The 24,788-nt window shown below is 64.8% G+C and carries 23 protein-coding genes, 1 tRNA gene and 2 riboswitches; of the genes, 12 read left to right on the forward strand and 12 right to left on the reverse strand.

Annotated features, from left to right (window positions below; translation table 11 throughout):
- Nucleotides 1–279: hypothetical protein (locus NG696_RS00440; protein WP_252573519.1), on the reverse strand; the 279-nt coding region annotated here is incomplete at its 3' end.
- A 51-nt stretch (nucleotides 280–330) separates the two neighbouring features.
- Nucleotides 331–476: riboswitch (glycine riboswitch) on the reverse strand.
- A gap of 1 nt (nucleotide 477) precedes the next feature.
- Nucleotides 478–575: riboswitch (glycine riboswitch) on the reverse strand.
- A gap of 107 nt (nucleotides 576–682) precedes the next feature.
- A complete protein-coding gene (locus NG696_RS00445; protein ID WP_252563217.1) occupies nucleotides 683–1,222 on the reverse strand; it encodes a TetR/AcrR family transcriptional regulator in 540 nt (179 codons plus the stop codon).
- A gap of 67 nt (nucleotides 1,223–1,289) precedes the next feature.
- On the opposite strand from NG696_RS00445, the gene NG696_RS00450 reads away from it, so the two are divergent.
- Nucleotides 1,290–2,876 (forward strand): MFS transporter, encoded by a 1,587-nt coding sequence (locus NG696_RS00450; protein WP_252563220.1) that lies wholly within the window; start codon nucleotides 1,290–1,292, stop codon nucleotides 2,874–2,876.
- A 97-nt stretch (nucleotides 2,877–2,973) separates the two neighbouring features.
- On the opposite strand, the gene NG696_RS00455 is transcribed toward NG696_RS00450, so the two are convergent.
- On the reverse strand, nucleotides 2,974–3,453 hold the full coding sequence (locus NG696_RS00455; RefSeq protein WP_252563222.1) for a Dps family protein: 480 nt from the start codon (nucleotides 3,451–3,453) through the stop codon (nucleotides 2,974–2,976).
- Nucleotides 3,454–3,665: 212 nt separating this feature from the next.
- Here NG696_RS00455 and NG696_RS00460 point away from each other — a divergent pair, with 212 nt between their 5' ends.
- From NG696_RS00460 to NG696_RS00470, 3 genes are read left to right on the forward strand one after another with little or no spacing between them, the layout of a single operon-like run.
- Nucleotides 3,666–4,763, forward strand: a complete 1,098-nt coding sequence (locus NG696_RS00460) for a nitrilase-related carbon-nitrogen hydrolase (RefSeq protein WP_252563224.1) — start codon at nucleotides 3,666–3,668, stop codon at nucleotides 4,761–4,763.
- Entirely contained in the window at nucleotides 4,760–5,788 is a 1,029-nt protein-coding gene (locus NG696_RS00465) for an agmatine deiminase family protein (RefSeq protein WP_252573520.1), read from the forward strand. The genes NG696_RS00460 and NG696_RS00465 overlap by 4 nt, the downstream gene beginning before the upstream one ends.
- Before the next feature lie 13 nt (nucleotides 5,789–5,801).
- Nucleotides 5,802–7,364 carry an APC family permease gene (locus NG696_RS00470; RefSeq protein WP_252573521.1) on the forward strand — a complete coding sequence of 521 codons (1,563 nt, stop codon included), beginning with the start codon at nucleotides 5,802–5,804 and terminating at the stop codon, nucleotides 7,362–7,364.
- Nucleotides 7,365–7,475: 111 nt separating this feature from the next.
- Here the strand turns inward: NG696_RS00470 and NG696_RS00475 are convergent, their stop codons facing one another.
- Both NG696_RS00475 and NG696_RS00480 read right to left on the reverse strand, forming a co-directional pair.
- Nucleotides 7,476–8,024, reverse strand: a complete 549-nt coding sequence (locus NG696_RS00475; RefSeq protein WP_252573522.1) for an AMIN-like domain-containing (lipo)protein — start codon at nucleotides 8,022–8,024, stop codon at nucleotides 7,476–7,478.
- A gap of 236 nt (nucleotides 8,025–8,260) precedes the next feature.
- Complete coding sequence (locus NG696_RS00480) at nucleotides 8,261–8,563, reverse strand: DUF4193 domain-containing protein (RefSeq protein WP_056347301.1); 303 nt, start codon at nucleotides 8,561–8,563, stop codon at nucleotides 8,261–8,263.
- Between the two features lie 240 nt (nucleotides 8,564–8,803).
- On the opposite strand from NG696_RS00480, the gene NG696_RS00485 reads away from it, so the two are divergent.
- Nucleotides 8,804–9,994, forward strand: a complete 1,191-nt coding sequence (locus tag NG696_RS00485; RefSeq protein ID WP_252573523.1) for a glycosyltransferase family 2 protein — start codon at nucleotides 8,804–8,806, stop codon at nucleotides 9,992–9,994.
- A 12-nt stretch (nucleotides 9,995–10,006) separates the two neighbouring features.
- Nucleotides 10,007–10,168 (forward strand): hypothetical protein, encoded by a 162-nt coding sequence (locus NG696_RS00490; RefSeq protein WP_252573524.1) that lies wholly within the window; start codon nucleotides 10,007–10,009, stop codon nucleotides 10,166–10,168.
- 8 nt (nucleotides 10,169–10,176) lie between these two features.
- Here the strand turns inward: NG696_RS00490 and NG696_RS00495 are convergent, their stop codons facing one another.
- The 5 genes from NG696_RS00495 to NG696_RS00510 all read right to left on the reverse strand — a co-directional run bounded on the left by NG696_RS00495 (nucleotide 10,177) and on the right by NG696_RS00510 (nucleotide 14,220).
- Nucleotides 10,177–11,403, reverse strand: coding sequence for a glycosyl hydrolase (locus NG696_RS00495; protein ID WP_252563240.1), 1,227 nt, complete (start codon nucleotides 11,401–11,403; stop codon nucleotides 10,177–10,179).
- A gap of 336 nt (nucleotides 11,404–11,739) precedes the next feature.
- On the reverse strand, nucleotides 11,740–12,060 hold the full coding sequence (locus NG696_RS00500) for a GYD domain-containing protein (RefSeq protein ID WP_252563246.1): 321 nt from the start codon (nucleotides 12,058–12,060) through the stop codon (nucleotides 11,740–11,742).
- Nucleotides 12,057–12,545 (reverse strand): twin-arginine translocation signal domain-containing protein, encoded by a 489-nt coding sequence (locus NG696_RS20705; protein WP_308291919.1) that lies wholly within the window; start codon nucleotides 12,543–12,545, stop codon nucleotides 12,057–12,059. The genes NG696_RS00500 and NG696_RS20705 overlap by 4 nt, the downstream gene beginning before the upstream one ends.
- 574 nt (nucleotides 12,546–13,119) lie before the next feature.
- Nucleotides 13,120–13,193, reverse strand: a tRNA-Thr gene (locus NG696_RS00505).
- 136 nt (nucleotides 13,194–13,329) lie between these two features.
- Nucleotides 13,330–14,220: a DsbA family protein gene (locus tag NG696_RS00510; protein WP_252563343.1), complete on the reverse strand. Its 891-nt coding sequence runs from the start codon at nucleotides 14,218–14,220 to the stop codon at nucleotides 13,330–13,332.
- Nucleotides 14,221–14,399: 179 nt separating this feature from the next.
- Here NG696_RS00510 and NG696_RS00515 point away from each other — a divergent pair, with 179 nt between their 5' ends.
- From NG696_RS00515 to NG696_RS00530, 4 genes are all read left to right on the forward strand, one after another.
- Nucleotides 14,400–15,902: an alpha,alpha-trehalose-phosphate synthase (UDP-forming) gene (locus NG696_RS00515; protein ID WP_305884412.1), complete on the forward strand. Its 1,503-nt coding sequence runs from the start codon at nucleotides 14,400–14,402 to the stop codon at nucleotides 15,900–15,902.
- Nucleotides 15,892–16,722, forward strand: a complete 831-nt coding sequence (gene otsB, locus NG696_RS00520) for a trehalose-phosphatase (RefSeq protein WP_252563356.1) — start codon at nucleotides 15,892–15,894, stop codon at nucleotides 16,720–16,722. The genes NG696_RS00515 and otsB overlap by 11 nt, the downstream gene beginning before the upstream one ends.
- A 234-nt stretch (nucleotides 16,723–16,956) precedes the next feature.
- Nucleotides 16,957–18,039 (forward strand): ABC transporter ATP-binding protein, encoded by a 1,083-nt coding sequence (locus NG696_RS00525; protein ID WP_056346563.1) that lies wholly within the window; start codon nucleotides 16,957–16,959, stop codon nucleotides 18,037–18,039.
- Nucleotides 18,040–18,178: 139 nt separating this feature from the next.
- Nucleotides 18,179–19,597: a DUF4032 domain-containing protein gene (locus tag NG696_RS00530; protein ID WP_252563360.1), complete on the forward strand. Its 1,419-nt coding sequence runs from the start codon at nucleotides 18,179–18,181 to the stop codon at nucleotides 19,595–19,597.
- Between the two features lie 131 nt (nucleotides 19,598–19,728).
- On the opposite strand, the gene NG696_RS00535 is transcribed toward NG696_RS00530, so the two are convergent.
- Nucleotides 19,729–21,099 (reverse strand): FAD-binding oxidoreductase, encoded by a 1,371-nt coding sequence (locus NG696_RS00535; RefSeq protein ID WP_252563363.1) that lies wholly within the window; start codon nucleotides 21,097–21,099, stop codon nucleotides 19,729–19,731.
- 195 nt (nucleotides 21,100–21,294) lie between these two features.
- On the opposite strand from NG696_RS00535, the gene NG696_RS00540 reads away from it, so the two are divergent.
- Nucleotides 21,295–23,049: a glycoside hydrolase family 13 protein gene (locus NG696_RS00540; protein WP_252563366.1), complete on the forward strand. Its 1,755-nt coding sequence runs from the start codon at nucleotides 21,295–21,297 to the stop codon at nucleotides 23,047–23,049.
- Entirely contained in the window at nucleotides 23,049–24,095 is a 1,047-nt protein-coding gene (locus NG696_RS00545; RefSeq protein ID WP_252563369.1) for a LacI family DNA-binding transcriptional regulator, read from the forward strand. Before NG696_RS00540 ends, NG696_RS00545 begins: the two co-directional genes overlap by 1 nt.
- A gap of 46 nt (nucleotides 24,096–24,141) precedes the next feature.
- Here NG696_RS00545 and NG696_RS00550 read toward each other — a convergent pair whose 3' ends face one another.
- Complete coding sequence (locus NG696_RS00550) at nucleotides 24,142–24,651, reverse strand: SRPBCC domain-containing protein (protein ID WP_252563372.1); 510 nt, start codon at nucleotides 24,649–24,651, stop codon at nucleotides 24,142–24,144.
- Nucleotides 24,652–24,788: the final 137 nt, after the last annotated feature.

Below are 24,788 nucleotides of genomic sequence, written 5' to 3' on the forward strand. Positions count from 1 at the left end.
CGCGGGCGTCACGGTGTCGTAGTAGCCCTGGCCGATCATCTGCACAGCCGTCTTGTTCTTCGCCGCGAGCTTCCGCAGCTCGGCAAGAACCTCAACCTCGCTGAGGGCGTCCTTAAGGCGGAGGGCCACATCCTGGCGGATGCCGTTGGGGACGGCAGTATCCACCAGCGCGTCCACAGTGCCGTAGCCGACGGCCTTGAGCATGGCGTCGATATCGGCCTGGCGGCGCGCACCAATATGCCGGTCAACGAAAGTGGCCGAGGCCGAATTAACACTCACAAGGAACTCCATTACTAAGGCGGCGCAGGGTACGCCACATCGACTCGAGTTCCTCCCCGCTCTGTCTGGGACCTGAGAGTTTCCGCGCAGCCAGCTTCCGCTAGGTTGCGCTTGCACCGTCGGTGGGCACAGCGGTCCTGACATTCCGGAGTGATCCGGGACGCTTCAGGCGGACGGCCTGCCACTTTCCAGAGTTGCCTGGCCGCGGCGGTACGTGGGCCTGAGAGATTCCTGGGGAGGATTTGCTCCTACGGCGCCTGTTGTACCTACTAACAGAACTCTCCCGCCGCAGATCAAAGGCATATTCAGATTTAATACTCGATATTGTGGCGGCCGCAGATGGTCGCCACGCGGTCCAATTCTCCTACGCCCCGGGCCACCGGGCAAATGAGGTCGTCGGGGTTCAGTCCCGCAGCCGCTCCACGGCAGCGAGGAGCTCCTCAATGTCTCCATGCCTGCCCCGGCCGTCCCCGGTGGTGCCGCTTTCCCACATGGCGTTGAAATACAGCCCGTCCCCCATATACAGCACGGCTTTCGCCATGGCCGTGCCGACGTCGGCCGCGATCAGGTCCAGCCACTGCTGCTGGATGGCGGCAAAGCGGCGCCGGGCCTCTTCATGGGCCACTTCGGCCAGGCGCGTGGCGGCCACGAAGGAGCGGTCCATCGGCGAATCGGACCAAAGCGAGGAACGGATGAAGTAGGCCGCCGCACCTTCGGCTGCTGCGGCCATCAGCGCGAGGTCCTCGACGGCCAGGCGGTCCAGGCGTTCCAGCACCGCAGCGATCAGGGCTTCCTTGTTGGGGAAGTGGTAGAGCAATCCACCCTTGGACACGCCCGCCCGCCTGGCCACCGCATCCAAAGTGGCAGCCCGCTCCCCCACGTCGATCAGGAGTTCTTCAAAAGCGTCGAGGACTGCGTCGCGTGCGACGGGATTTCTGGCCATGGCTTCAATCATGCATGCTCCGGGCCCCGTTTCTTAACTGTACCGTCTGGACGGTATAGTTAACGATATGACGTTGTCCGCACAGTCCAACCAGAACACCCGAAGCACATCCACCACGGCAGCCGGTCTCCGGCCGTCGGGGCCCGCCAAGGCGCCCTGGCGCGACTGGCTCGCACTGGCCCTGCTGATGTTTCCGGTGCTCCTGGTTGCGGTGGACAACACTGCGTTGACGTTCGCGCTTCCAGCCATCGCGAGCAGCCTGGAGACAACCGGAGTCCAGCTGCTGTGGATTGTGGACGCCTATCCCCTGGTGCTTGCCGGACTGCTGGTCGCCATGGGCAGCCTGGGTGACCGGATCGGGCGCCGCCGCCTGCTGCTGACCGGCAGCGTTGGCTTCGCCGCGGTATCGGCAGCAACAGCCTTTGCCCCCAGCGCGGAGTGGCTGATAGCGGGACGTGCGATGCTGGGATTCTTCGGGGCCATGCTGATGCCCTCAACCCTGTCCCTGATCCGCAATATTTTTCCGGACCCAAACCGGCGTCGCCTGGCCGTGGCCATCTGGGCCGCCGGCTTCTCCGGCGGCGCCGCCCTGGGCCCCATCTTCGGCGGGTGGCTGGTGGAGCAGTTCTGGTGGGGCGCCATCCTGCTGGTCGCCGTGCCCATCATGCTGCCCCTGCTGGCGTTCGGCCCTGCGTTCATCCCGGAATCAAAAGATCCGCGCCCCGGGCGGGTCGACGTGCCCAGCATCGTCCTGTCCCTGCTCGTAATGGTGCCTGTTGTGTATGGCATCAAGGAGCTGGCGACCGATGGTTTCGGGGCCGCTCCTGTGGGTCTTGTTGCCTTTGGCCTGGCCATGGGCGTCGTTTTTGTCCGCCGCCAGCAGCGGCTGGCCAGCCCCCTGCTGGACATGTCCCTGTTCGGCAACCGGGTCTTCAGCACTGCCATCACGGCAAACGTGCTGGCCCTGTTCTCCTTCAACGGCTTCATCCTGTTCCTCGCCCAGCACCTGCAGCTCCTGGAGGGGATGACGCCGTCGGCCGCCGGAATTGCCATGATCCCGGCCCTGGTGGCCACAGTGTTGGCTGGGCTGGCAGTGGTGCCGCTGGTCCGGAAGGTGCGTCCGGGCTTTGTGGTGGCGGGTGGCCTGGCCCTGAGCGCCACCGGCTACGGAATCGTGGTCTTCGGTGACCACAGCTCCGGCCCGGCCCTCCTGCTGGCCGCGCTGCTGATCCTCGCCCTGGGCGTGGGCACAGCGGAAACCATTTCCAATGACCTCATCCTGGGCTCCGTTCCAGCGGAGAAGTCAGGAGCGGCGGCCGCCATCTCCGAAACGGGCTATGAGGTGGGGTCCCTGCTGGGGACGGCGGTGCTGGGCTCGATCCTGACCGCTTCCTACCAGCGCAATCTCCGGCTTCCGGCCGGGGTGGAGCAAACGGCGTCGGGCAGTGCAGTACACCAGGCGGGTGAAACTCTGGCGGGCGCCGTGGAGCTGGCCGCCGGCCTGCCTGCTCCGCTGGCCGAAGCGCTCCGCGGCGCAGCACGCCTGGCGTTTGATTCGGGGGTCCACACCACTGCGGCAATCGCGCTGGTACTGATGGCGGGCGCGGCAGTCCTTGCCGCCGTCGTACTCCGGAAAGTTCCGACGGCGGACTAGGCGCACATCTCCGGCAAGCCGGCGAGCGCACAAAAAGCGCCCGGCGCAGGAAGTCATTCCGGCGCCGGGCGCTTGTGGCCTCACTAGGGGCCGACTCTTACTTGGCGTCAGGGGCGGTGACGCTGGCGGAGGCCTTCATGGTCTCGGCGTTCACCATCCACGCGTACTGCTCCAGCTTGGCGATGAATTCGTGGAGCAGGTCCGCGGTGGTGGGATCCTCTTCGTCCACTTCGTCATGGACCTTGCGCATGGTGCCCACGGCAGCCTCAAGCGCGGCAACTATCCGCTCGATGGCGTCCTTCGTGTTGATGAGGCCTTCGGGGAACTGCGCGAGGCTGGTGGACTTGGCCACGGTGGCACTGCGGCCGTCCGGCAGGGCATGCAGGGCGCGCATCCGCTCGGCCACATCGTCCGCGAACTGCCGGGCGGCATCCACGATTTCGTCCAGCTGCAGGTGAAGGTCCCGGAAGTTGGTCCCCACAATGTTCCAGTGGGCCTGCTTGCCCTGGATGTGCAGCTCAATCAGGTCCGCAAGTACGGCCTGCAGGTTATTGGTCAGGGTCGGTGAAGCTTTCATGAATCCTCCTCGATTGGTCCAGTAGTCCCGACGCTATCAGCCACGGGATCGATCGCGGCAGGCCGGAAGCAAATTTCTCAGTGAGCTTACTAATCTCACGGAGCGAGATTAAAGAATGGGATTCATTTAAACCATTGCGCGAAAGCCGTCCACCCTCCATACTAAATGAACGTCATTCATTTAGTGACGGTCGTCTCACTGGAAGCAAGCATATGATTGAAATTTCCTGCCTCGACTCACCCACGTCCCTGGCCCGGACAACGCCGTCCGTCCGCCCTGCCCTTCGGGTGGGCGTTGTGCAGCACCGCTGGCATGCAGACACCGCCGTCCTGCAGGCCGAACTCGATGAAGGAATCGGCCGCGCCGCCAGGCTCGGTGCCACGGTGGTATTCCTGCCCGAACTCACGCTTTCCCGCTACCCTGCAGACAACTGCCCCGAAAATGACACCACGCGCCCTGCAGCGGTACGGCCCCGGCCATCGGACATCGCTGAGGACCTGCTCACCGGACCCACCTTCCGGTTTGCTGCCGAGTCGGCCCGCCGCCACTGCGTGGCTGTCCATGCCTCGCTGTACCAGCAGGCACCGAACCCGGACGGCAGCGACGACGGCCTGGGGCTGAACACTGCCATCTTGGTGTCGTCCAAGGGCGAACTGCTCGCCCGCACGCACAAGCTCCACATCCCGGTCACCGCCGGCTACTACGAAGACAAGTTCTTCCGCCAGGGGCCGGCGGCCGCGGATGCCTACGAGGTCCACGCGCCGGCAGAACTGGGCGGCGCCCGGCTGGGCATGCCCACGTGCTGGGACGAATGGTTCCCGGAGGTGGCCCGGCTCTACTCCCTCGGTGGCGCAGAGATCCTGGTCTACCCCACCGCCATCGGTTCCGAACCGGACCACCCGGACTTCGACACCCAGCCGCTGTGGCAGCAGGTCATCGTGGGCAACGGCATCGCCAACGGCCTGTTTATGATTGCCCCCAACCGCTGGGGCAGTGAAGGAACGCTGAACTTCTACGGCTCCTCCTTCATCTCCGACCCCTACGGCCGCGTCCTCGTGCAGGCTCCGCGTGACGCCTCCGCAGTGCTGGTGGCAGACCTCGACCTGGACCAGCGGCGGGACTGGCTGACGCTCTTCCCCTTCCTGTCCACGCGCCGCCCCGATACCTACGGCCGGCTTACGGAACCCGTACGCCATGACCAGCCGCTCGGCGGCGAAGAGGCGGGGATTTCGGCAGGCTCAATCACCGGGTACGCCGGCTCAATCACCAGTCACGCAGGCTCAATCAACCGTCAGCAGGTGACCGCATGAGCACGTGGCGCATGCCCGCCGAAACCGCTCCGCAGGAGCGGCTGTGGATGGCCTTTCCCACTGGCGGTTACACGCTGGGCGACACAGAGGAAGATGCCCACGTTGCCCGGTCCACCTGGGCAGCTGTGGCCAACGCCGCCGTCGAATTTGAGCCGGTTACCGTGGTGGTGGACCCGGACGACGTCGGCATCGCCGCCCGCTATCTGCATCCCGACGTCGAGGTACTTGCCGCCCCGCTCAACGATGCGTGGATGCGGGACATCGGCCCCACGTTTGTGCTCGGCCAGGATGGGAGCCTCGGCGCCGTCGACTGGGTCTTCAACGGCTGGGGTGCCCAGGACTGGGCGCGCTGGGACAAGGACGCGCTGATCGCCGCCGAAGTCTCAGGCCGCGCTGGCGCCACGCACATTGTCTCCGCGCTGGTCAACGAAGGCGGCGGCATCCAGGTGGACGGCCAGGGAACCGTGCTGGTGACAGAAACCGTGCAGCTGGATCCGGGCCGCAACCCGGGACTCAGCCGCGAGGACGTGGAAGCCGAGCTCGCCCGGACCATCGGCGCAACCCAGGTGGTCTGGCTCCCGCGCGGACTGGCCCGGGACTCGGAACGGTTCGGCACGCGCGGTCATGTGGACATCGTGGCCGCCATTCCCTCCCCCGGCACACTGCTGGTGCATTCCCAGCAGGACCCCCGCCACCCGGACTTCCAGGTGAGCCGCGACATCATCGAGCACCTCCGCACCACAAGGGACGCGGCCGGCCGGGAGTGGACCATCATCGAAGTCCCCGCCCCGGAAGTGCTCTGGGATGACGAGGGTTTTGTGGACTACAGCTACATCAACCACGTCGTGGTCAACGGCGGCGTCATCGCCTGTACGTTCGGGGACCCCAACGATGACAAGGCGCTGCAGATCCTGGCGGAAGCCTACCCCGGCCGGCGTGTGGTCGGCATTGACGCCCGTGAGCTCTTCGCCCGCGGCGGCGGCATCCACTGCATCACCCAACAGCAGCCTGCTGCTGCCTCGTAGAAAGCGCTGGACAATGACCCAAACCACCCGCACGAGCACCCCCGCAGGCCAGCCTTCCGGGACCGACCCGGCCGGCTCGGCGCACGGCATCACGGCAAAAGGACTGAAGGGCGGGCAGCTGGGCCTCCTCGCCGTCGTCGTTCTTGGCATTTCCACCATCGCGCCGGCCTACACGCTGACCAGCGCCCTCGGCCCCACGGTTAATGAGGCGGGGCTCCAGTTGCCCGTTATTTTCCTGATCGGGTTCATCCCCATGATCCTGGTGTCACTCGCCTACCGGGAACTCAACGCCGATTCCCCGGACAGCGGCACCACGTTCACCTGGGTCACCAAAGCGTTTGGCCCGTGGGTGGGGTGGATGGGAGGCTGGGGGCTGCTCGCCGCCAACATCATCGTCCTGTCCAACCTGGCGGGCGTGGCCGTCGACTTCTTCTATCTCTTCCTGTCGCAGCTGACGGGTGCGCCTGAACTCGCGGACCTCGCGGCCAATAAGCCGTTGAACGTCCTGACGTGCTTCGTGTTCGTGGCCCTCGCCGTGTGGGTGAGCTACCGCGGCCTGCACACCACCAAGCTGGTCCAGTACGGACTCGTCGGATTCCAGCTGCTGGTCCTGGGGCTTTTCGTGGGCATGGCGTTCGCGAACTGGTCCACGTCGGAAACGGCCATCCCGTTCAGCTGGGAGTGGTTCGACGTCACCAGGATCGAGACGTTCGGTCAGATCGCTGCCGGCATCTCGCTATCGATCTTCGTCTACTGGGGTTGGGACGTGTGCCTGACGGTGAATGAGGAAACCGCCAACGGCAAAAAGACTGCTGGGCTGGCGGGCACCCTCACCGCCGTCGTTGTTCTGGGGATCTACCTGCTGGTGACCATTTCCACCATGATGTTCGCCGGCGTCGGCGATACCGGGATTGGCCTGAACAACGCTGAGAACCACGAGAACCTCTTCACGGCGCTGGCCTCGCCGATCATGGGGCCGTTCGCCATCCTGATGTCGCTCGCGGTGCTGTCCAGTTCCGCTGCGTCCCTGCAGTCCACGTTCACGTCTCCGTCGCGCAGCCTGCTGGCCATGGCCCACTACGGTGCGCTGCCTGCGCCGTTCAGCCACATCAGCAAGCGTTTCTCGACGCCGGGCTTCGCAACAGTGGCGGCGGGCATCCTGTCCGCTGGGTTCTACGCGGTGATGCATGTGATCAGCGAAAACGTCCTGAACGACACCATCCTGGCCCTCGGCCTCATGATCTGCTTCTACTACGGCCTGACCGCCATCGCCTGCGCCTGGTACTTCCGGAACAGCGTGTTCAGCAGCGTCCGCAACTTCATGCTGCGGCTGCTCTGCCCGGTAGCGGGCGGAGTCGGATTGTTTGTGGTTTTCCTGCAGACGGCCATGGACAGCTGGGCGCCGGAGTTCGGCAGCGGTTCGGAGATCTTCGGGGTTGGGCTCGTGTTTGTCCTGGGCATCGGGATCCTGGCGCTCGGGGCTGTGCTGATGGTGATCATGGCACGCCTCCGCCCGGGGTTCTTCCGCGGCGAAACCATCCGCCGGGACACTCCTGCGCTGGTGGTTCCAGAGTAGTTGCCCCACCCACAGCACACAGCACGGCGCCCTGCCCGGAAAGTCTCCGGGCAGGGCGCCGTTTTGGTTTCCTGATCTTGTCTCAACTGCGGTTCAGCAGCGAACCGCGGGTCACCAGAAGTGCGCTACATCCACCACCATGCGCGATCCGGATCCGGGGCCGTCCAGGGTGAAGACCCGGAACGGGAGCCGGGAACGGACACCCAGTCCGATGCTGGTGTAGCCCTCAAAGCTGCCCGCGTAGGCCACCTGCCGGAAGGTCTGGTATCCCGACACGTTCGACAGTTCGGCCTCGTTCGCCGGCCTGTATGTCGCGTTGTAGTTGCTGTCGTGGGACGGTGCATTCACAGTGACCTGGAGGAATGCACCACCCCGCATCGGGATTTCAAAACCTGAACCGTCCTGGACCACGGTCGGAACGTACTGGACCGTGTAGCCGGCAACAGGGCCGTTGAGATCAACCACCATCCGGTCGAAGCAATAGTGCTGCCCCGTCCTGACGTTGGTGACGGATGCGGTGCTCATGGCCGGGTCTGATTCAGCCAGCGATCCCCATACGAGCCCGCAATACGATGTGGTTGCCGAGGCGGGCCCCGGAGCCAGGAAACCCAATCCGACAGCCATCAAAATGACTGTCAGCCACGTATGAATCTTTTTCATTGTGAGCCACCCTTCGAGTGATTAGGTAGCTCAAGCGTAGGAGTCTCCAAGGCCACTCAAAAGGGTTGTTGCCGCTTCGGCGCGGAACCGTTAATCAGCCTTGGTTCCGGTCACGCGGGCGTAATTCTGAAGCACTTTACGGGGCCATCGAAACGCTATTAACACCGTTTCTGCACCCTGCCGTTATGCATAATAACGACGCCGGCGCGCCTCACCGGAGTGCCGCCGTCGGCCGTTCAGCCTTCGCACTCGATGCAGTACTTCAGGCCGTTCTTTTCGCGTGCAACCTGGGACCGGTGCCGGACCAGGAAGCAGGATGAGCAGGTGAACTCATCGGACTGTTCGGGAACCACAATGACGGTCAGTTCTTCGCCGGAGAGATCGGCTCCGGGAAGGTCAATGCCTTCGGCGGTGTCGGTTTCGTCGACGTCGATGACAGCGGTCTGGGCACTGCCGCTGCGGGATGCCTGCAGGGCCTCCAGCGACTCGGCAGAAGCCTCGTCGTCAGTCTTGCGCGGAGCGTCGTAATCGGTAGCCATGGCATGTTCACTTTCGTCGCTGCACGGCACCATTTCAGGCACCTCAGTGAAGCAGTTTAGGTCATTATGCCGCTACTTGGGCAACAGTGTGGCCAACCAGACAGATTTCGTTGCTTCGCCCTCTGCAGACGGGGTAATTGATGGAATCTTGAGGGCATCCGGGGGCGAAATCTGAGAGGTCGCCGTCAGGATGGATTCGCAGGCCGCTGGGGCCTTCAAAACCCACCCGAGGAGGCCGCCGTGGATACCGCACTGCCCCTCCCGCCGGCCGACGCGACGCGCTCGCCTGCCGTTCATCCCACCCGGCGGGCAGCCCGCGTCGCATCCGCTGCGGGCGAGGCTTCCCCAGCAGCACTTGGCCTGCGCGTAGTCGTGCTGGTGCCCGCTTACAACGAGGCCGGCTCGATCGGGGCAACGCTCGATGGCCTGATGCTCCAGTCCCGTCCCGCGGACCTCATCGTGGTCATCCCCAACGGCTGCACCGATTCAACGGCCTGGGAAGCGCGGAAATACCCGGTGTCCGTGATGGAGCTTCCACGATTGCAACACCGCAAATCCGAAGCCCTGAACCGGGCCTGGGCGAAGTACGCAGTCGACGCCGACGTGGTTATCTGCCTCGACGCGGATACCGTCCTGCCCCCGAACGCCGTCGAAGCCTGGTCCCGGGAGTTCAGCGCGGAAACGGGCGCGCTCCTCGGTGGCTCGTCGTCGAAATTTACGATGCAGGACCCCGGATTTCTGAGCCGGCTGCAGAAGGCTGAGTTCGCCACGTGGACCGATACAGCCCTGAGGCGTGGCCGGACCAGCGTTCTGGCAGGAACCGGCTGCGCCATAAATAACGCCGTCCTCCGACAGATCGCGGCCCGGGGCGACCGGGAAGGGCCGTGGGTCTACACCTCGCAGGTCGAGGACTTCGAGCTGACCTATCGCATCCGCGAACTGGGCTTTGTCTGCCAGGTATCCCCGGATGTCCGCGCCTACACCGACTCGATGAAGACAGTCAAAGCACTGTGGGGCCAGCGGATGAAATGGCAGGTCGGCACCGTGGAAGACTTGCTGGACCTTGGAATCAACCGGCTGACCCTGCGCGACTGGGGCCAGCAGGCCATGGGTCTGCTGGGCGCGCTCCTGAAACTCCTGTGGATCGCCGTCATTGCCCTCTCACTCTCGTTGGGAGTGTTTCGCGTCGTCCTGTTCTGGTGGCTGGTGCCAATCTTGTTCGTGGCGCTGGACATCAAGCGGGCTCTTCGGATTCCGCACCGCGACTGGAAGGACGTCCTGATGGCAGCCACGTTCTTCCCGCAGGAATTGTTCATGTGGCTGCGGTCCGGGTGGTTTCTGGCCTCCTGGTGCGCTGTCCTGACCGCAAAGATCACCCGGCGGCGGATAGACCGCTGGGAAGCGCAATACACAGCAGAGGAAATCAACTAACAAATGTACGGAATGAACACCGCCCTACCCGCTTCCGGAGCCGCTCTCGGCGCAAGCGGGCTGGCTTACACCGGCCTGGACGTCATGGCTGCCCTGCTGACCGCGTTCGGCGTGATGCTCATTGGTGCGGCCCTGCTGGGGCTGGTCCGCCGGGACAACAAGGCGCGGCCCTGATTACCGAGTCAGGGAGTCCGGCGCGCCTGCAATGCGGACTTGAACGCTGAGGCGGACGAGGCACTGCTGTTGATGCGCCAGTCGGTTTCTTTCTGGAGGTGGAACCAGACGAAGCCCATAACATCAGGCTGGGCCGCCAGATACGACACGAGCTCAGTGTTCCAGGCAGCCTTGTTGCCCCCTGCTTCGCTGGAAGCCGTCTCGCTGATCAGGATGGGAACCCCGGGTGCCAGAGTACGCACCTGGGCAATCCCCGGAGCGAAGAGATCCTGCGGCGATATCCAGCCGCTCCAGGAGGCTGAAGTGCCCCAGTTGTACCCGTCGAGGGCTACAACATCCACGTACCCGGCGCCGGGAAAGAGGCCGGCGAGATCGGTGGAACCGTAGTAGGGAACATTCGGGCTCCAAACCCAGGACACGTTGCTGGCTCCGCTGGCAGCAACAATGTCGTGAACATGGCGCCAGGCCTCTACATAGTCGCCGGGCTGGTTGCCGTTGACGCCTTCGGCCCACGGGTACCAGTTGCCGTTCATCTCGTGGGCGAATCTGAGCTGGACCGGCTGGCCCCAGGCCGCAAGTGCCTGGCCCCACTGCGTGATGTGGGCGTCAAAGTCGCCGGCGGCAATTCGGTCCAGGGAGTAGGCGGGCTGTTCCATTCCGCCGCCCCAGGCCCAAGGTTCCCAGGTGATCAGCGGGACGGCGCCGCGTGCCCGGACGGAGTTCATCTCGGCGATGGGGGGCGCCTGGAGGAAGTCCTTGTAAAAGAGAATGGTGGACGGGCTTTCGCCGGCCAGTTGCGCCACTTCATCCAGTTCGCCGCTGGCCAGCGGGCCGCCGGCCGTGGCCACCCCGAACCGAAGCGCGGCCGTGCTGACCGGAGGGAGCGTCGGGACCGGTGCTGTCACTGTGAACACGGACGAGGCCTGGATGGAAGAGGTCTTGGCCGTGATGGTCAATGATCCCGTGGCTGTGGAAGGGATGGTGATCGAGGTGCTGAAGGCACCCGAGGCCGCCGTTTTGAAGGGAAAAGTCGTGGCACCGGCGATCACCGTCCCCGTGGTGGAGGCCTTGAACCCCGTTCCGCTGACTGTGACGGCGGATCCTGCCAGTCCAGTGGCCGGGCTGAGGGAGATCCGGCCTGTGGCAGGCGCTGCCTGGGCGGCCTGGGCCGGCATCAGCCCCAAAGCCAAACCGAGTCCAACGACTACCGCGATGGATTTCAAAGTTCTGAGCATGGCGATCGGTCCCCCGCAATCGGCAAGGCGGTTTGGAAATCCGCCGGTCAGGTGGTGCCTAGCGGCACTTTCTTGATCCTAAGGGCTCGGCGCCAACCAGAGCGCGTTTTTAAGAATATTTTTGAAGAACTCATTGCACTCTGCTGGATCCTGCCGGCCGTCCCTTCTGGTGACCGAAGGTTCGACTGGCGCTGCACGAGGCAGCCCAGTCGAACCTTCGGTGCCGGCCATGTCAGCCCGGGATGTTCAGCTCAGTGTGGTGCTCTTCCGCGGCATCCAGCGCTTCCTCCGTGGCTCAGTGGCCGGTACCGCACGCACGTCGCCCGATCGAAGCCGTTACTGACCGGGAGCCCGGTAGGCGGGTGTCTTGCCCACGGCTGCGTCAATATCCTCCGGTGTCATGAGCGGGGTGAGATGAAGGTCCACGGCGCCGGTGGAATTGATCATCAGGGAAAGGGCAACAGCACTCGGCTGATCGGGAACGTCGAAGACCCCCAGGACATCCGTCTCGCCGAACGCGTAGTAGATGCATTCCAGTGATCCCCCAACCGACTCCAAGGCCTTTACAACCGCGTCCCGGCGTTTGGACCCACCCTCCTGCATCAGGCCTTTGATGCCCTGGCCCACATAATTTGCTTGGAAAAAATACTTAGTCATGGCCGATTCCTGTTCTGCTGTGCCCAGAACACGGACCTATCCGCACGCCCAGAACAGGGGATGAGTGAAGGGTTCTGGAGTTCTCCCCGGCTGGGGTTGTGGGCCGAGTCTAGGCCCTCCCCCGGGAACTGGCAACGGTCGGTTGTACCCACCTTCCAGCCATCATTCGGCAATGGCAACGAAGCCGCTCGCGGGCTTGTATTCGAGGGGCCGTTCCAGCGCCCTTGGTGGCCCACGGAGGCCGCGGGCCAGCAAGGGCGGGCGCCTAAACCGCTGCGGCTTCCAGCGCTTCGGCGCCTCTGATGGTCGCTCCTTTGGAGCCCGAGATCGAGGATCTGTGGGCCGCCTGCGCCCTGTTGTTTGGGGGCCGCCTCGGCGACGCCCTGTGACATCGCTGCCAGTGCGGCGGCGAGGCCCCCGACGCCCCCGGCCTGCAGCAGCTGACGACGGTTGATTGCGAACTTGGACATGGAAAATCGCCTCATCGAGTAACCCGCAGGGGTTGATCCAGGTTTGGGCAGGTGCGTGCATGCCAGGCGGCGTCTCGCGAACCGTTGTCGGGACCGAGGTGGGTGCTGACCGGCTCCTTGCGCAGGGGGCCGGAATGGCGCGGTACCGTCGTGCGGAGCAGACGTGGGCTAGGGGTGAGAACCGGACTGGACTGACGGATCAGTTGCTTTGGACGTCTTGAATCAGAACAATGTCTCCGACGAAGTCCTCAGTGAACAGACTGCACAAAACTGAACATCACGGAGGCAATCCGAGGATGAATGGAACCTGAACCCCTCAATCCTGGACGAAGAAAGAGCCACAGCCCGCCGACAGTACTCCCGTTAGGTCCGTCGGCAACATCGATGGTTATGGGTCGGTTCCGGATCGACTCCACTGCCGAGACAAGCCGCTCCATGTCCCGGGCAATCGCATCGCGGATCGGCAAAAGGGCCACGCTGGCGAACCCGAGAAGCACTGAATCTGGTGAGTTTCTGGTGCGTCGGAGTTGAAATGGGCCCCACCGGCCGGACCTGCGGGAGTAAAACCGCAGGTCAGAGCAACAATCGGAGCCTCCTGTCGGATTCGAACCGACGACCCCCGCTTTACAAGAGCGGTGCTCTGGCCAACTGAGCTAAGGAGGCGTGCGCCGCAAGGCGCTAGATAAGGTTAGCCCAAGTCCGCCCGCTCGTAAAAACCTCAGGCGGCGGGCAACCCGGAGCAAAAGAAGGACCCGCTTCCGGAATCGATCCGGAAGCAGGTCCTCTGAGTCGAAGGACTTTAGCCCTTCGCGGTGATCGCTGCCTGCAGGAAGTCAGGGAACGGGGTCTGCGCACTGGCACCCTTGCCCCACTGCTGGCCGTCCACAAACACCGTAGGCGTGCCGGTGACGCCGATCGCCGCGGCCTGCTTGGTTGTGAACTTCACGTACGGACGGTAGGTCTTCTCGTCGATGCAGGTGTCAATGTTCTTGGCGCCGATGTCCGTGGCCATGGTCTTGAGCCTGTCGTCGGAAAGACCGGCGGTACCTTCGGCAGGCTGGTTGGCGAACAGCGAGTCCACAAACTCCGCGTACTTCTCCGGGGACTCATTCACAACACACGCGGCAGCGTTGGCTGCACGGGAGGAGTAGTTCGTGGAGGACCGGTTGTCCAGGAACCCGAGTGCCCGGTATTCCACCGAGATTTTGCCCTCGTTGCGCAGCGCCGTCAGCTGCTCGTTGTACTGTGTTTCGAAGTTCTTGCAAACCGGGCAGATGAAGTCAACGTACAGGACCACCTTGACCGGCTTGCCTGCCTCAGCTTCGGCGCCCGGCGCCACAACCGACGCCGGCGCGGTTTTCGGGGGCTCCCCCACGGAGGCTGCGTCAACGGTGGCCGCTTCCAGCTTCGCGACGTCGGTATTGGCCAGCAAGGTGATGCCACCGTTGACGTTGCCGTTGGCCGGCGTCGGCCCCTGGTCAGCGATCGGGGCGTTCTGCCGCATCGTTGTGGTCACCACCAGCCCGACCACCACCAGGATGGCCACCACGGCCACCACAATGCCCCAGCCGATCAGCAGCTTGTTGCGCTTGTCCTTCTTCAGCTGCACCTCACGGATCAGGCGGGCCTTCTCGCGCGCCTCCGAGGTTCGCTCAGCCTTGGACTTGCGTATTTCATTTGCGGGGCTCATGTGTTCCTTGGGTCGATCGACATAGGGGGACCACTCTGTGGCGACTCCACCATTTTAGGGGACAAACCTGAGAGCTTGCGCTTTCAACTATTCCGCCCGAATAACCAACGGACGAATAGCCCCGAAGATTCCATCCTATTAAGGTGGCTTAAAGGCACAAGCAACCCCAGGGGGCCGCAATGCAAACACCCGTCCAAGAAAAACCAACAGCTGTACCTGCAACCGGCGCCGCCGCGACCAGCCACAGCACGGCTGCCACGTACGATTTCATGGTTGTCTCCAACAGGCTACCCGTTGACCGCTGCGCGCCAGGTGAGAGCGGCGACGATGGCTCCGGCTGGCGCCGCTCCCCCGGCGGCCTGGTGACTGCCCTCGCACCCATGATGACCAAGACAGACGGCGCGTGGGTGGGTTGGCACGGCGCCCCTGACGAAACCGTCGAGCCTTTCAGCCACGGCGGCATGGACCTGGTCCCTGTGCAGCTGAGCAACGACGACGTTGAGCTCTACTACGAGGGTTTCTCCAACGCCACCCTGTGGCCCCTCTACCACGACGTCATCGCCCCGCCGGAGTTCCACCGAACCTGGTGGGACGCCTACCGCAGGGTCAACCAAAGGTTCGCCGACGCCGTCGTACGCCATGCCGGCCAGGGCGCCACGGTGTGGGTCCAGGACTACCAGCTGCAGCTGGTGCCGCGGCTGCTGCGCCACGCGCGGCCGGACCTGCGGATCGGGTTCTTCAACCACATCCCCTTCCCCCCGCCGGAAATCTTCGCCCAGCTGCCGTGGCGGCATGCCATCATTGACGGCCTGATGGGTGCAGACCTGGTGGGCTTCCAGCGCCCCAGCGACGCCGGCAACTTCATGCGCTCCGCCCGCCGGTTTCTCGGCGCCAGCGTCAAGCAGCAGCAGGTGCACGTAAAGGGTAAGGACGGCGAGATCACGCACATCGCCAGGGCCCAGGCCTTCCCCATCTCCATCGACGTGGCCCAGATCAGCGAACTGGCCCACAACCCCGAGATCATCGAGCGTGCACGCCAGATCCGCCAGGACCTCGGCAACCCCAAGACCATACTCCTGGGCGTGGACCGGCTCGATTACACCAAGGGCATCCGTCACCGGCTCAAGGCCTTTGAGGAACTCCTGAACGAAGGAAAGCTGACGGTCGGCGACGCAACGCTGATCCAGGTTGCCAGCCCCAGCCGCGAACGGGTTGAGCAGTACCGCCTCCTGCGCGAGGAAATCGAAGGCACCGTCGGCCACATCAACGGCACCTACGACACCATCCAGAACACGGCCGTCCGCTACCTGCACCACAGCTACCCCGTGGAGGAGATGGTGGCGCTGTACCTCGCCGCCGACGTCATGCTCGTCACGGCACTGCGTGACGGCATGAACCTCGTGGCCAAGGAATACGTCACTGCCCGCAAGGACAACGACGGCGCCCTGGTCCTCAGCGAGTTCGCCGGCGCCGCGGACCAGCTTAAGCAGGCGCTGCTGATGAACCCGCACGATATCGACGGTCTCAAGGACACCATCATGCGGGCCGTCGATTTGCCTCCCAAAGACGCCGCCCGCCGCATGCGGTCCATGCGCAAGCAGATCCTGGAGCACGACGTCGACCACTGGTCAGCCGACTTCCTGGCCGCCCTGAACGAGAAAGTTGTCCGCGATGACTCCTGACGCCCGGCCCGCCAAGGGCCCGCTCACTTTGTCCCCCGAACTCCGGCAGGCCGCCCGGCGCATCGCCCAGACGGAGCACCTGCTGGTGGCCATGGACTTCGACGGCACTATTTCCCCTCTGGTTGACCGCGCCGACGACGCCCGCCCGCTTCCGCGCTCGGCCGCCGCTTTCGCCGGGCTCGCCGCCCTTCCACGCACGACGACGGCACTCATCTCGGGACGGGCCCTCGCCAGCCTGCGCGCGGCAGCCTCGCCCCCGGTGGACACGCTGCTGATCGGCAGCCATGGCGCCGAGGCGTGGCTGGGCCCCGGCTCCGCGGAGCTGACACTCGATGAAGCCCAGCGCCTGTTGCTGGCCGAAGTCCGCGGTGTCCTCGAAGAAATCGTTGAGCGGGCACCGGGCACGCTCCTCGAAGACAAGCCCGCAGGCGTAGTCCTGCATACCCGGCTGGCCACGGACGATGTTGCCGAGGACGCGGTGGCTGCGGCCCGTTCCGTTCTCCAGGACCGCAAGGGCGTTTTCCTGAAGAACGGCAAACGCGTCCTGGAAACATCGGTAGTCAACGCCTCCAAGGGCGAGGGCCTGACGTTCCTGCGCCAGATCACCGGGGCCACTGCAGTCCTCTTCGCCGGCGACGACGTCACGGACGAGGACGCCCTGGCACGCCTGGAGTCCGGCGATGTGGGCGTCAAGGTGGGCCTGGACTTCACCCAGGCCGAGTTCCGGGTGGAAGCGCCGGCCCACGTGGCAGAACTTCTCGAAGCACTCCTGCAGGAACGGAGCCTGGTGGTGGCCGAAGAAGAGCCCGGCACTGACTGAACGTCGGGAACATGTCCAACCTCACATGTGACCTCCGTAACATTTGCACCAATACGCCAATCGTCTGACATACTCTTGGTTGTGATGTGGCGCACAGGAACCGTGCGGCGTCACGTGATACTCCTCGGCTTCGGCCGGGGAGTACACGGCTGCAATGCCGTGGATAACTGAATTACATGAACCATTCACAACGGATCGTCCGGCACGTACCTGCCGGTGAAGGGATTGATAACTGTGGCTACAGTTACTTTTGATAACGCTACGCGTCTGTACCCGGGCACAGAGAAGCCCGCTGTTGACAAGCTCAACATTGAAATCGCCGATGGCGAATTTCTGGTCCTCGTAGGACCCTCCGGTTGCGGTAAGTCCACTTCCCTGCGCATGCTCGCAGGCCTTGAGGACGTCAACGCCGGCCGGATTCTTATTGGCGACCGCGATGTCACCGATGTTCCGCCGAAGGACCGCGACATCGCGATGGTTTTCCAGAACTACGCGCTGTACCCGCACATGACGGTTGCAGACAACATGGGCTTCGCGCTGAAGATCGCGGGCGTTTCCAAGGAAGAGCGCGCCGAGCGTGTCCGTGAAGCCGCCAAGCTTCTTGACCTCGAGCCGTACCTGGACCGCAAGCCGAAGGCACTCTCCGGTGGCCAGCGCCAGCGTGTTGCCATGGGCCGCGCCATTGTGCGTAACCCGCAGGTGTTCCTCATGGATGAGCCGCTTTCCAACCTGGACGCCAAGCTCCGTGTCCAGACGCGTACGCAGATCGCATCCCTGACCCGCCGCCTCGGCGTCACCACCGTTTACGTCACCCACGACCAGGTCGAGGCCATGACCATGGGTGACCGCGTGGCTGTGCTGAAGGACGGCCTGCTGATGCAGGTTGACACCCCGCGCAACCTCTACGACAAGCCCAAGAACGTCTTCGTTGCCGGCTTCATCGGCTCCCCCGCCATGAACCTGCTCGAACTGCCCGTGGTCGACGGCGGCGTCCAGTTCGGCGGAACGGTTTACCCCGTGCCGCGCAACATCCTCGAAGAGGCCCACGGCAGCACCGTCACCCTGGGCAGCCGCCCCGAGGACCTTGAGCAGGCCTCTCATGGTGAGGGTCTCCAGGTCGAGGTCGACGTTGTTGAAGAACTCGGTGCCGACGCGTACGTCTACGGCCACACGACGCTGGACGGCAAGGACCACGACATCGTGGCACGCGTCGACGGCCGCCGCCCCCCGCTGAAGGGCGATACCATCTACGTCCGTCCGCAGTCGGGCCACGTGCACCTGTTCGACACCAAGACCGGTCTGCGCCTGGGCGACTAATCCCCAGCTCCGGTGGTTGAGCTTGTCGAAACCCCGGAGAACACTGACAAACCGACGGCGGCCCTCCTCACTGGACGGGCCGCCGTCGGCGTTTAAGCCCTGTTTAGGCAGCCGCCCCTCTGTAGGAAAGAATTGATCCATGACCGACGAAAACAGTGCACAGTGGCACGACGAGCCCACGGACTACGCGCAGGTCGGCAAACTGCCGCGGTTCGAGGCAGCGAGCGCCAAGGATGACAAGGTACTTGCCGCTTCCAGCTCGCTGAACATCACTGCGGCGTCCGCGGATCCCGAACTCCTGGACCTGCCCTGGCACATCGCCCTGGAGGATTGGCCGGCTGAGAACCTGGCAGCGCTCCCCCGCGGCATATCGCGGCATATCGTGCGTTTCGCGCACCTGGGCGGCTCCGTCATCGCCATCAAGGAAACGTCCGAGCATGTGGCCCGCCACGAGTACCACATGCTCCGCAAGCTGGCCCGCCTGGACGTCCCGTGTGTTGTCCCGGTAGCAGTCATCACCGGGCGGACCACCCTGGATGGGCGGCCGCTGAACCCCGTGCTGGTCACCCGCCACCTGAAGTTCTCCATGCCGTACCGGGCCCTGTTCTCCCAGATGCTCCGTAAGGACACTCTGACCCGGCTCATCGACGCCCAGGCCCTGCTGATGGTCCGGCTGCACCTCATCGGCTTCTACTGGGGCGACGTCTCGCTCTCCAATACGCTCTTCCGCCGTGACGCGGGCGCGTTCGCGGCCTACCTAGTGGACGCCGAAACTGGCGAGCTGTATCCGGATCTTTCCACCGGCCAGCGCGAATACGATCTCGAGATTGCCCGGGTCAACATCGCCGGCGAGCTGATGGACCTCCTGGACGGCGGCCTCATCGAGGAGAAGGTGGACCCGGTGGCCACCAGTGAACTCATCATGGAGAGCTACCGGCGCCTGTGGACGGAACTGACCGAGAAGGAATCCTTCGAGATCGGCGAACGCTGGCGCGTGGCCGCCCGGATCCGGAAGCTCAACGAGCTCGGGTTCGACGTCGAGGAATACGCCATCAAGACCACCCAGAACGGCTCCACCATCCAGCTCCAGCCCAAGGTGGTCGACGCCGGACATCACCAGCGCCGGCTGCTGCGGCTGACCGGACTGGACGCCCAGGAAAACCAGGCCCGGCGCCTGCTCAATGACATGGACTCCTTCCGGGCGGACAACAACCCTGAGATGGACGAGGAGTACAGCGCGCACCTCTGGGTCAGCCAGGTCTTCGAACCCATCGTGCGCTCGATCCCCCGAGACCTGTCCCGCAAGCTTGAGCCGGCGGAGGCAGTCCACGAGGTGCTGGAACACCGCTGGTACATGTCCGAGGAGCAGGCCCGCCACATTCCGCTCGCCGAGGCCGTGCAGTCCTACATCGAGTCCGTTCTGCGCCACCGCCGGGACGAGGCCGCCATCATGCTTAACCCGGACACGGCAATGCTGAAGATCCTCGAAGTGGAAACCGAGGAGTCCCGCTATGGTGCCGACGAATCCATCGAAGAGTACCCGGACGTCGACGACTGACGCGGACCATGGGCCTGCCGCGGTGGCAGCACGGTTGTGTTAACACAGCCCCAACTAGGTAGCGGTAACTGTCGTTATGAGCGGTCAAAACGACACTTGCTGCTACCTAGTTTCGCGGCGGGCGGCGGCCTTTAGATGGCTTTCCCCGGATTCAGGATGCCGGCCGGGTCAAAGAGTTCCTTAATCCTGCGCTGGAGCTCCCTGACGGGTTCCGACTGCTCCAGGCCCAACCAGCGCAGTTTGTACTGCCCGATCCCGTGTTCCCCGGTGATGGTGCCGCCCATTTGGAGCGCAGCGTCGATGGATGCGTCCAGGGCAAGGTTCAGCCGGCCCATGGCGTCAGCGTCCACGGCGCTGTCCTGGCGGTCGATCCAGAACGTGGGGTGCAGGTTGCCATCTCCCGCGTGAGCCACCACCTTGAGGCTCACGCCGTGCGTTGCCGCGAGGTCTTCCAGCGCCGCCACGTAATCCACCAGGCGTGAGCGCGGCACAGCCACGTCCTCGCCTACGCGGTATTCGTCGTCCACCTCCACGCCCCGGCTGTTCCGGCGGAGCTCCACGAGCTGCTCGGCTTCCGCCGTGGATTCCGTGCTCACCGTTGCCCCGCCGGCCGCGAGAACGGAACGCACGACGTCGGCCTCCGCCGCTGCCCCGAACCCGTCAGTCTGGATCAGGAGCAGCGAACGCCCACGGGAGCTCAGGTCGGATCCGTGGAGGTCGTCCAGCTGGGCCAGCGTCCCGCCGTCGAGCAGTTCCATGATGGCTGGCTGCACGCGGGCCCGGCCCACCGCCAGGACACCTGCAGCGGCCTGCCTGAAGTCCGGGTAGAACGCGGCGATGGTGTGCACGTCACGGGGCAGGTACTTGAGCCTGACGGTAGCCCCCACCACGATCCCCAGAGTGCCCTCAGAGCCGACAAACAGCCCCGTCAGGTCGTAGCCCGCAACGCCTTTGAACGTCTGGTGGCCGGTGTGGATGAGGGACCCATCGGCCAGCACCACATCCAGCGCCAGCACCGAGTCCCGGGTAACGCCGTACTTGGCGCAGCGCAGTCCCCCGGCATTCGTGGCAATGTTGCCGCCGATCGTGGAGGAACGGAAGCTCGCCGGATCCGGCGCGTACATCAGGCCATGCACTGCGGCGGCCTCGTTGAGGGAGGCGTTGACCACGCCGGGTTCGACGACGGCGGTCTCGTCGTCCGGGTTGAGGTCAAGAATGCGGTTCATCCGTTCCAGGGACAGGACTACGCAATTCCTGCTCGCGTGCGCGCCGCCGGACACGCCTGTTCCGGCTCCGCGGGCCACAACGGCGACGTTGAGGGCCGCACACAGCCTGACTGCGGCCTGCACATCCGCCACAGACCCGGCGAAGACCACCGCTTCGGGGAGCTGGAAGTCCAGGATGGGGGCCTGGTCCACGGCATATCTCGCGAGCAGCTCCTCTTCGGTACTGACCTGCCCTGACCCGAGGGCGCCCACCAGCTCTTCAACCAAGCTGCCCACGCAGTCTCCCGTTCCGTCGTCGTTGTCGTTCTCCCCAGTCTAGGACGGTGGCACCCATCGGCCCGCCATCCCAGGAGCGGCTGTAAGCGTTTCCAGCACCGGCGGATTGTCCGTATCCTACCCATCAGTAGACATATAAATTTTCTGGTGGAAACGTTTGCAGTTTCCCGCAGCTTAGGGTCTAAGCTGTCCTCCATGTCTGTAGATACAGCGTTTACCGCCACCGCCCCACTGATGGGCCGGCTGTCCCTTATCCACGATGCCGACAACGCCCCCGGCTGGTGGCGCTCGGCCGTCATCTACCAGGTGTACCCGCGGTCCTTCCGGGACCTCAACGGCGACGGCATCGGCGATCTCGCCGGGATTACTGCGGAACTTCCGCAACTGGCCGAGCTGGATGTGGACGCCGTCTGGCTGTCCCCCTTCTACAAATCCCCGCAGCGCGATGCCGGCTATGACGTCAGCGATTACTGCGACGTGGATCCGATCTTCGGCACCCTGGGTGACTTCGACGTCATGATTGCCGAGGCCAACCGTCTGGGGCTGCGGGTCATCGTGGACCTGGTTCCCAACCACTGCTCGGACCAGCACGTGGCGTTCCAGGCAGCCCTCACCTCCCCTGCAGGGAGCCCGGAACGCGACATGTTCATCTTCCGGGACGGGACCGGGCCGGAAGGCCACGAACCGCCCAACAACTGGCAGTCCCACTTCGGCGGTCCGGCCTGGACCCGGGTCACGGGGCCGGACGGCCAACCGGACCAGTGGTACCTGCACCTGTTTGATTCCTCCCAGCCGGACTTCAACTGGGACAACCCGGCCGTGCACGCCGAATTTGAGCGGGTGCTCCGTTTCTGGCTGGACCGCGGCGTCTCCGGCTTCCGGGTGGACGTCGCCCACGCTTTGGTCAAGGCCCCTGGCCTGCCGGCCTGGGGCGGCCGGGCCGACGGCGGCAGCTCGGACGGCTTCCCCGGCCACGAGGCTCCGATGTTCGGCCAGCCGGCCCTGCACGACATCTTCCGGGCCTGGCGCCTGATCCTGGACGGGTACGGGCCGGACCGCATTCTGTGTGCCGAAGCCAACGTAGACCCACTCCCCCGCCTCGCCGACTGGGTCCGGTCCGATGAAATGCACCAGGCCTTCAACTTCCCCTACCTGCACGCCGGGCTGGACGTATACCGGATGCGCAGTGCTATTACGGACTCGCTGACTGCCCTGGACGCAGTAGGAGCCCCCAGCACCTGGGTGCTCTCCAACCACGACGTGGTCCGTCATTCCAGCCGCTTTGGTTACAACGGGTCCGGTCCGCGCGATGGCGACGGCATCGGCGCGGCCGATCCGCAGCCGGATACAGCCCTGGGCCGCCGGCGTGCAGCCGCCGCCTCCCTGTTTATGCTGGGACTGCCCGGCGCCGCCTACCTGTACCAGGGTGAGGAGCTTGGGCTGCCGGACGGCATCGATATTCCGGAGCACCTGCGGCAGGATCCCACGTTCGCACGCACCGGAGGGGCCCGGCTGGGCCGCGACGGCTGCCGGGTTCCCCTCCCGTGGCGCAGCACAGAACGGCACCTGGGCTTTGGCTCCGGCCAGGATCCCTGGCTTCCCTTGCCGTCGAGCTTTACGGACCTGGCACGGGACGCACAGGCCGCATCGCCGTCGTCGCATCTTTCCCTGTACCGGAACATGCTGGCGCTGCGCCGCGAACTGGGTTTGGGCCGCGGGTCACTGGCTTGGGCCGAGGACTGGTGCAGCGGTTCGTCCCTGGCGTACCTGAACGGCGATACGCTGGTGCTCATGAACCTCAACCACGAACCGCTGGAGATGCCGGCAGGCAGCGTCCTCGTCCGCAGCGCCGGCTCTGACTCTGAGTTCGGCTCCGGCTCGGGCGCAGCCCGCTTCCTGGCTTCCGGGGAAACGGCGTGGCTGCGGATTGGCGGAGGCGACGCAGAGTAGTGGGACTTGCGGGCATCAAGGACGTTGCCGACCGCGCCGGGCTGTCGATCGCCACTGTGTCGCGGGCGCTCAGCGGCAAAGCGAATGTGTCGGCCAAGAGCCGGCAGCTGGCAAAGGCAGCGGCCGACGAACTGGGCTTCGTCCCGTCCTACCATGCATCCAGCCTGGCCTCAGGCCGTAACCACAACGTGGGGCTGGTGGTCCCGTCCATCCACCGCTGGTACTTTTCATCCGTGGTGGAGGGCGTGTCCGGCACCTTGCTCGACGCGGGCTACGACCTCACCCTGTACAACGTGGGCGACCGGCCGGAACGCCGACGCAGCGTCCTGAACGATTTCCTGCTCCGTAAGCGGCTGGATGCGGTCATCGCCGTTGCTCTGGTCCTGAGCGAGTCCGAAATCAAACAGCTCCTGGCCATCCACCGTCCGATCGTCGGCATCGGCGGCGCCCTGGCCGGCGCGTCCACCATCAGGATTGATGATGCCCGCCTCGCCAGGACAGCCACCGAGCACCTCCTCGGGCTGGGCCACACCCGGATCGCACACATCACCGGCGATGCCGAACTGAACCAGGACTTCAAACTCCCCGGGATACGCCGCGCCGGCTTTGAGGCAGCCATGCACGCTGCCGGGCATGCTGTCCACCCCGAATGGGTAGTGTCCGCGGACTTCACCATCCAGGGCGCCTACGTGAGTGCCCGCAATCTCCTGGCCTCCACGGCCGGGCGGCCTACTGCAGTTTTTGCCGCCTCCGATGAGATGGCGATCGGGGCCATCCTCGCCGCCCGCGATTTCGGCCTGCGCGTGCCGCAGGATCTCTCCGTGGTCGGCATGGACGGGCACGAACTGGGCGAGGTCTTTGGGCTGACCACCATCAACCAGGATGCGCGCGGCCAAGGCGCTTTGGCGGCCCGCATGCTGTTGGAAACGCTCGACGCCGGCGCGAAGCGGCCTGCCAAGGGCACGCCACCGTCAGCAGCGGCCACCGACCGGGAGTACCCTACGGAGTTCCTCGTCCGGAACAGCACGGCCGTCCCGCCGGCCTGACCGTGCCCCTTGGCCCATTCTGAGCTGGGTCCGTCCCAAGAAGCTGCTATTCAGGGCCGGCCGTCAGGCCTACCCCGCCCATGAACCTCACGAAGCGGTCCAGCACCTTCGGCCAGCCGGCAGCATAGTCGGCGCGCGCTGCGGCAGGATCCTCCGCACCTTCCCAGCCGTTGTGGACCAGGCGCAGTTCGGTCCCGGATTCCACGGCCCTGAACGCGACTCGCAGCTCGGTGGACCAGATAGCGGTGGTCCCGGGATGCCAGGACGCGTGGAAGGAAAGCGGCGGCTGCCAGTCATCTATGGAGCCCCAGACCGCGGTCCTGCCGTCGTCAGCCGTTTCCACGATGAGGTTCTCTTCAAACTCAACGTAAGATCCTGCCCCGTACACACCGTGTGAATCCAGTGGCCACCACAAGTGCGTGTGATCCGTGAAGCCAGCGAACGCCTGCGCCACCGAACCCGGCACTATGACAGTGCAGATGACAGGTTCGAGGTTCTCTGCGGGCTCAACTGAAGCGGGGAGGGCGTCGTCCGCGTGGCTGAAAAGGTTATCCATGGACGCCAACTCTACGCGGCTCCAGCATTCCCCCAGGTGACGCTCTCGCACTTCCTGCGCATTTCGGGGTGACGCTCTCGCAGTGGTCTGTGTTCGGGGTGCGGTTTCCGACGGCGGCGGGGTGCCTGGGGTGCGCA

The organism is Pseudarthrobacter cellobiosi (assembly GCF_023913755.1).
Classification (GTDB): domain Bacteria; phylum Actinomycetota; class Actinomycetes; order Actinomycetales; family Micrococcaceae; genus Arthrobacter; species Arthrobacter cellobiosi.

Excerpts from the sequence above, each read along its gene's own strand:
- NG696_RS00460 (WP_252563224.1), top strand. The coding sequence starts at position 3,666 with ATGATTGAAATTTCCTGCCTCGACTCACCCACGTCCCTGGCCCGGACA.
- otsB (WP_252563356.1), top strand. The coding sequence starts at position 15,892 with ATGACTCCTGACGCCCGGCCCGCCAAGGGCCCGCTCACTTTGTCCCCC.
- NG696_RS00480 (WP_056347301.1), bottom strand. The coding sequence starts at position 8,563 with ATGGCTACCGATTACGACGCTCCGCGCAAGACTGACGACGAGGCTTCT.
- NG696_RS00465 (WP_252573520.1), top strand. The coding sequence starts at position 4,760 with ATGAGCACGTGGCGCATGCCCGCCGAAACCGCTCCGCAGGAGCGGCTG.
- NG696_RS00455 (WP_252563222.1), bottom strand. The coding sequence starts at position 3,453 with ATGAAAGCTTCACCGACCCTGACCAATAACCTGCAGGCCGTACTTGCG.
- NG696_RS20705 (WP_308291919.1), bottom strand. The coding sequence starts at position 12,545 with ATGAGGCGATTTTCCATGTCCAAGTTCGCAATCAACCGTCGTCAGCTG.
- NG696_RS00550 (WP_252563372.1), bottom strand. The coding sequence starts at position 24,651 with ATGGATAACCTTTTCAGCCACGCGGACGACGCCCTCCCCGCTTCAGTT.
- NG696_RS00510 (WP_252563343.1), bottom strand. The coding sequence starts at position 14,220 with ATGAGCCCCGCAAATGAAATACGCAAGTCCAAGGCTGAGCGAACCTCG.
- NG696_RS00500 (WP_252563246.1), bottom strand. The coding sequence starts at position 12,060 with ATGACTAAGTATTTTTTCCAAGCAAATTATGTGGGCCAGGGCATCAAA.
- NG696_RS00470 (WP_252573521.1), top strand. The coding sequence starts at position 5,802 with ATGACCCAAACCACCCGCACGAGCACCCCCGCAGGCCAGCCTTCCGGG.
- NG696_RS00490 (WP_252573524.1), top strand. The coding sequence starts at position 10,007 with ATGAACACCGCCCTACCCGCTTCCGGAGCCGCTCTCGGCGCAAGCGGG.
- NG696_RS00530 (WP_252563360.1), top strand. The coding sequence starts at position 18,179 with ATGACCGACGAAAACAGTGCACAGTGGCACGACGAGCCCACGGACTAC.
- NG696_RS00450 (WP_252563220.1), top strand. The coding sequence starts at position 1,290 with ATGACGTTGTCCGCACAGTCCAACCAGAACACCCGAAGCACATCCACC.
- NG696_RS00475 (WP_252573522.1), bottom strand. The coding sequence starts at position 8,024 with ATGAAAAAGATTCATACGTGGCTGACAGTCATTTTGATGGCTGTCGGA.
- NG696_RS00515 (WP_305884412.1), top strand. The coding sequence starts at position 14,400 with ATGCAAACACCCGTCCAAGAAAAACCAACAGCTGTACCTGCAACCGGC.
- NG696_RS00445 (WP_252563217.1), bottom strand. The coding sequence starts at position 1,222 with ATGGCCAGAAATCCCGTCGCACGCGACGCAGTCCTCGACGCTTTTGAA.
- NG696_RS00495 (WP_252563240.1), bottom strand. The coding sequence starts at position 11,403 with ATGCTCAGAACTTTGAAATCCATCGCGGTAGTCGTTGGACTCGGTTTG.
- NG696_RS00540 (WP_252563366.1), top strand. The coding sequence starts at position 21,295 with ATGTCTGTAGATACAGCGTTTACCGCCACCGCCCCACTGATGGGCCGG.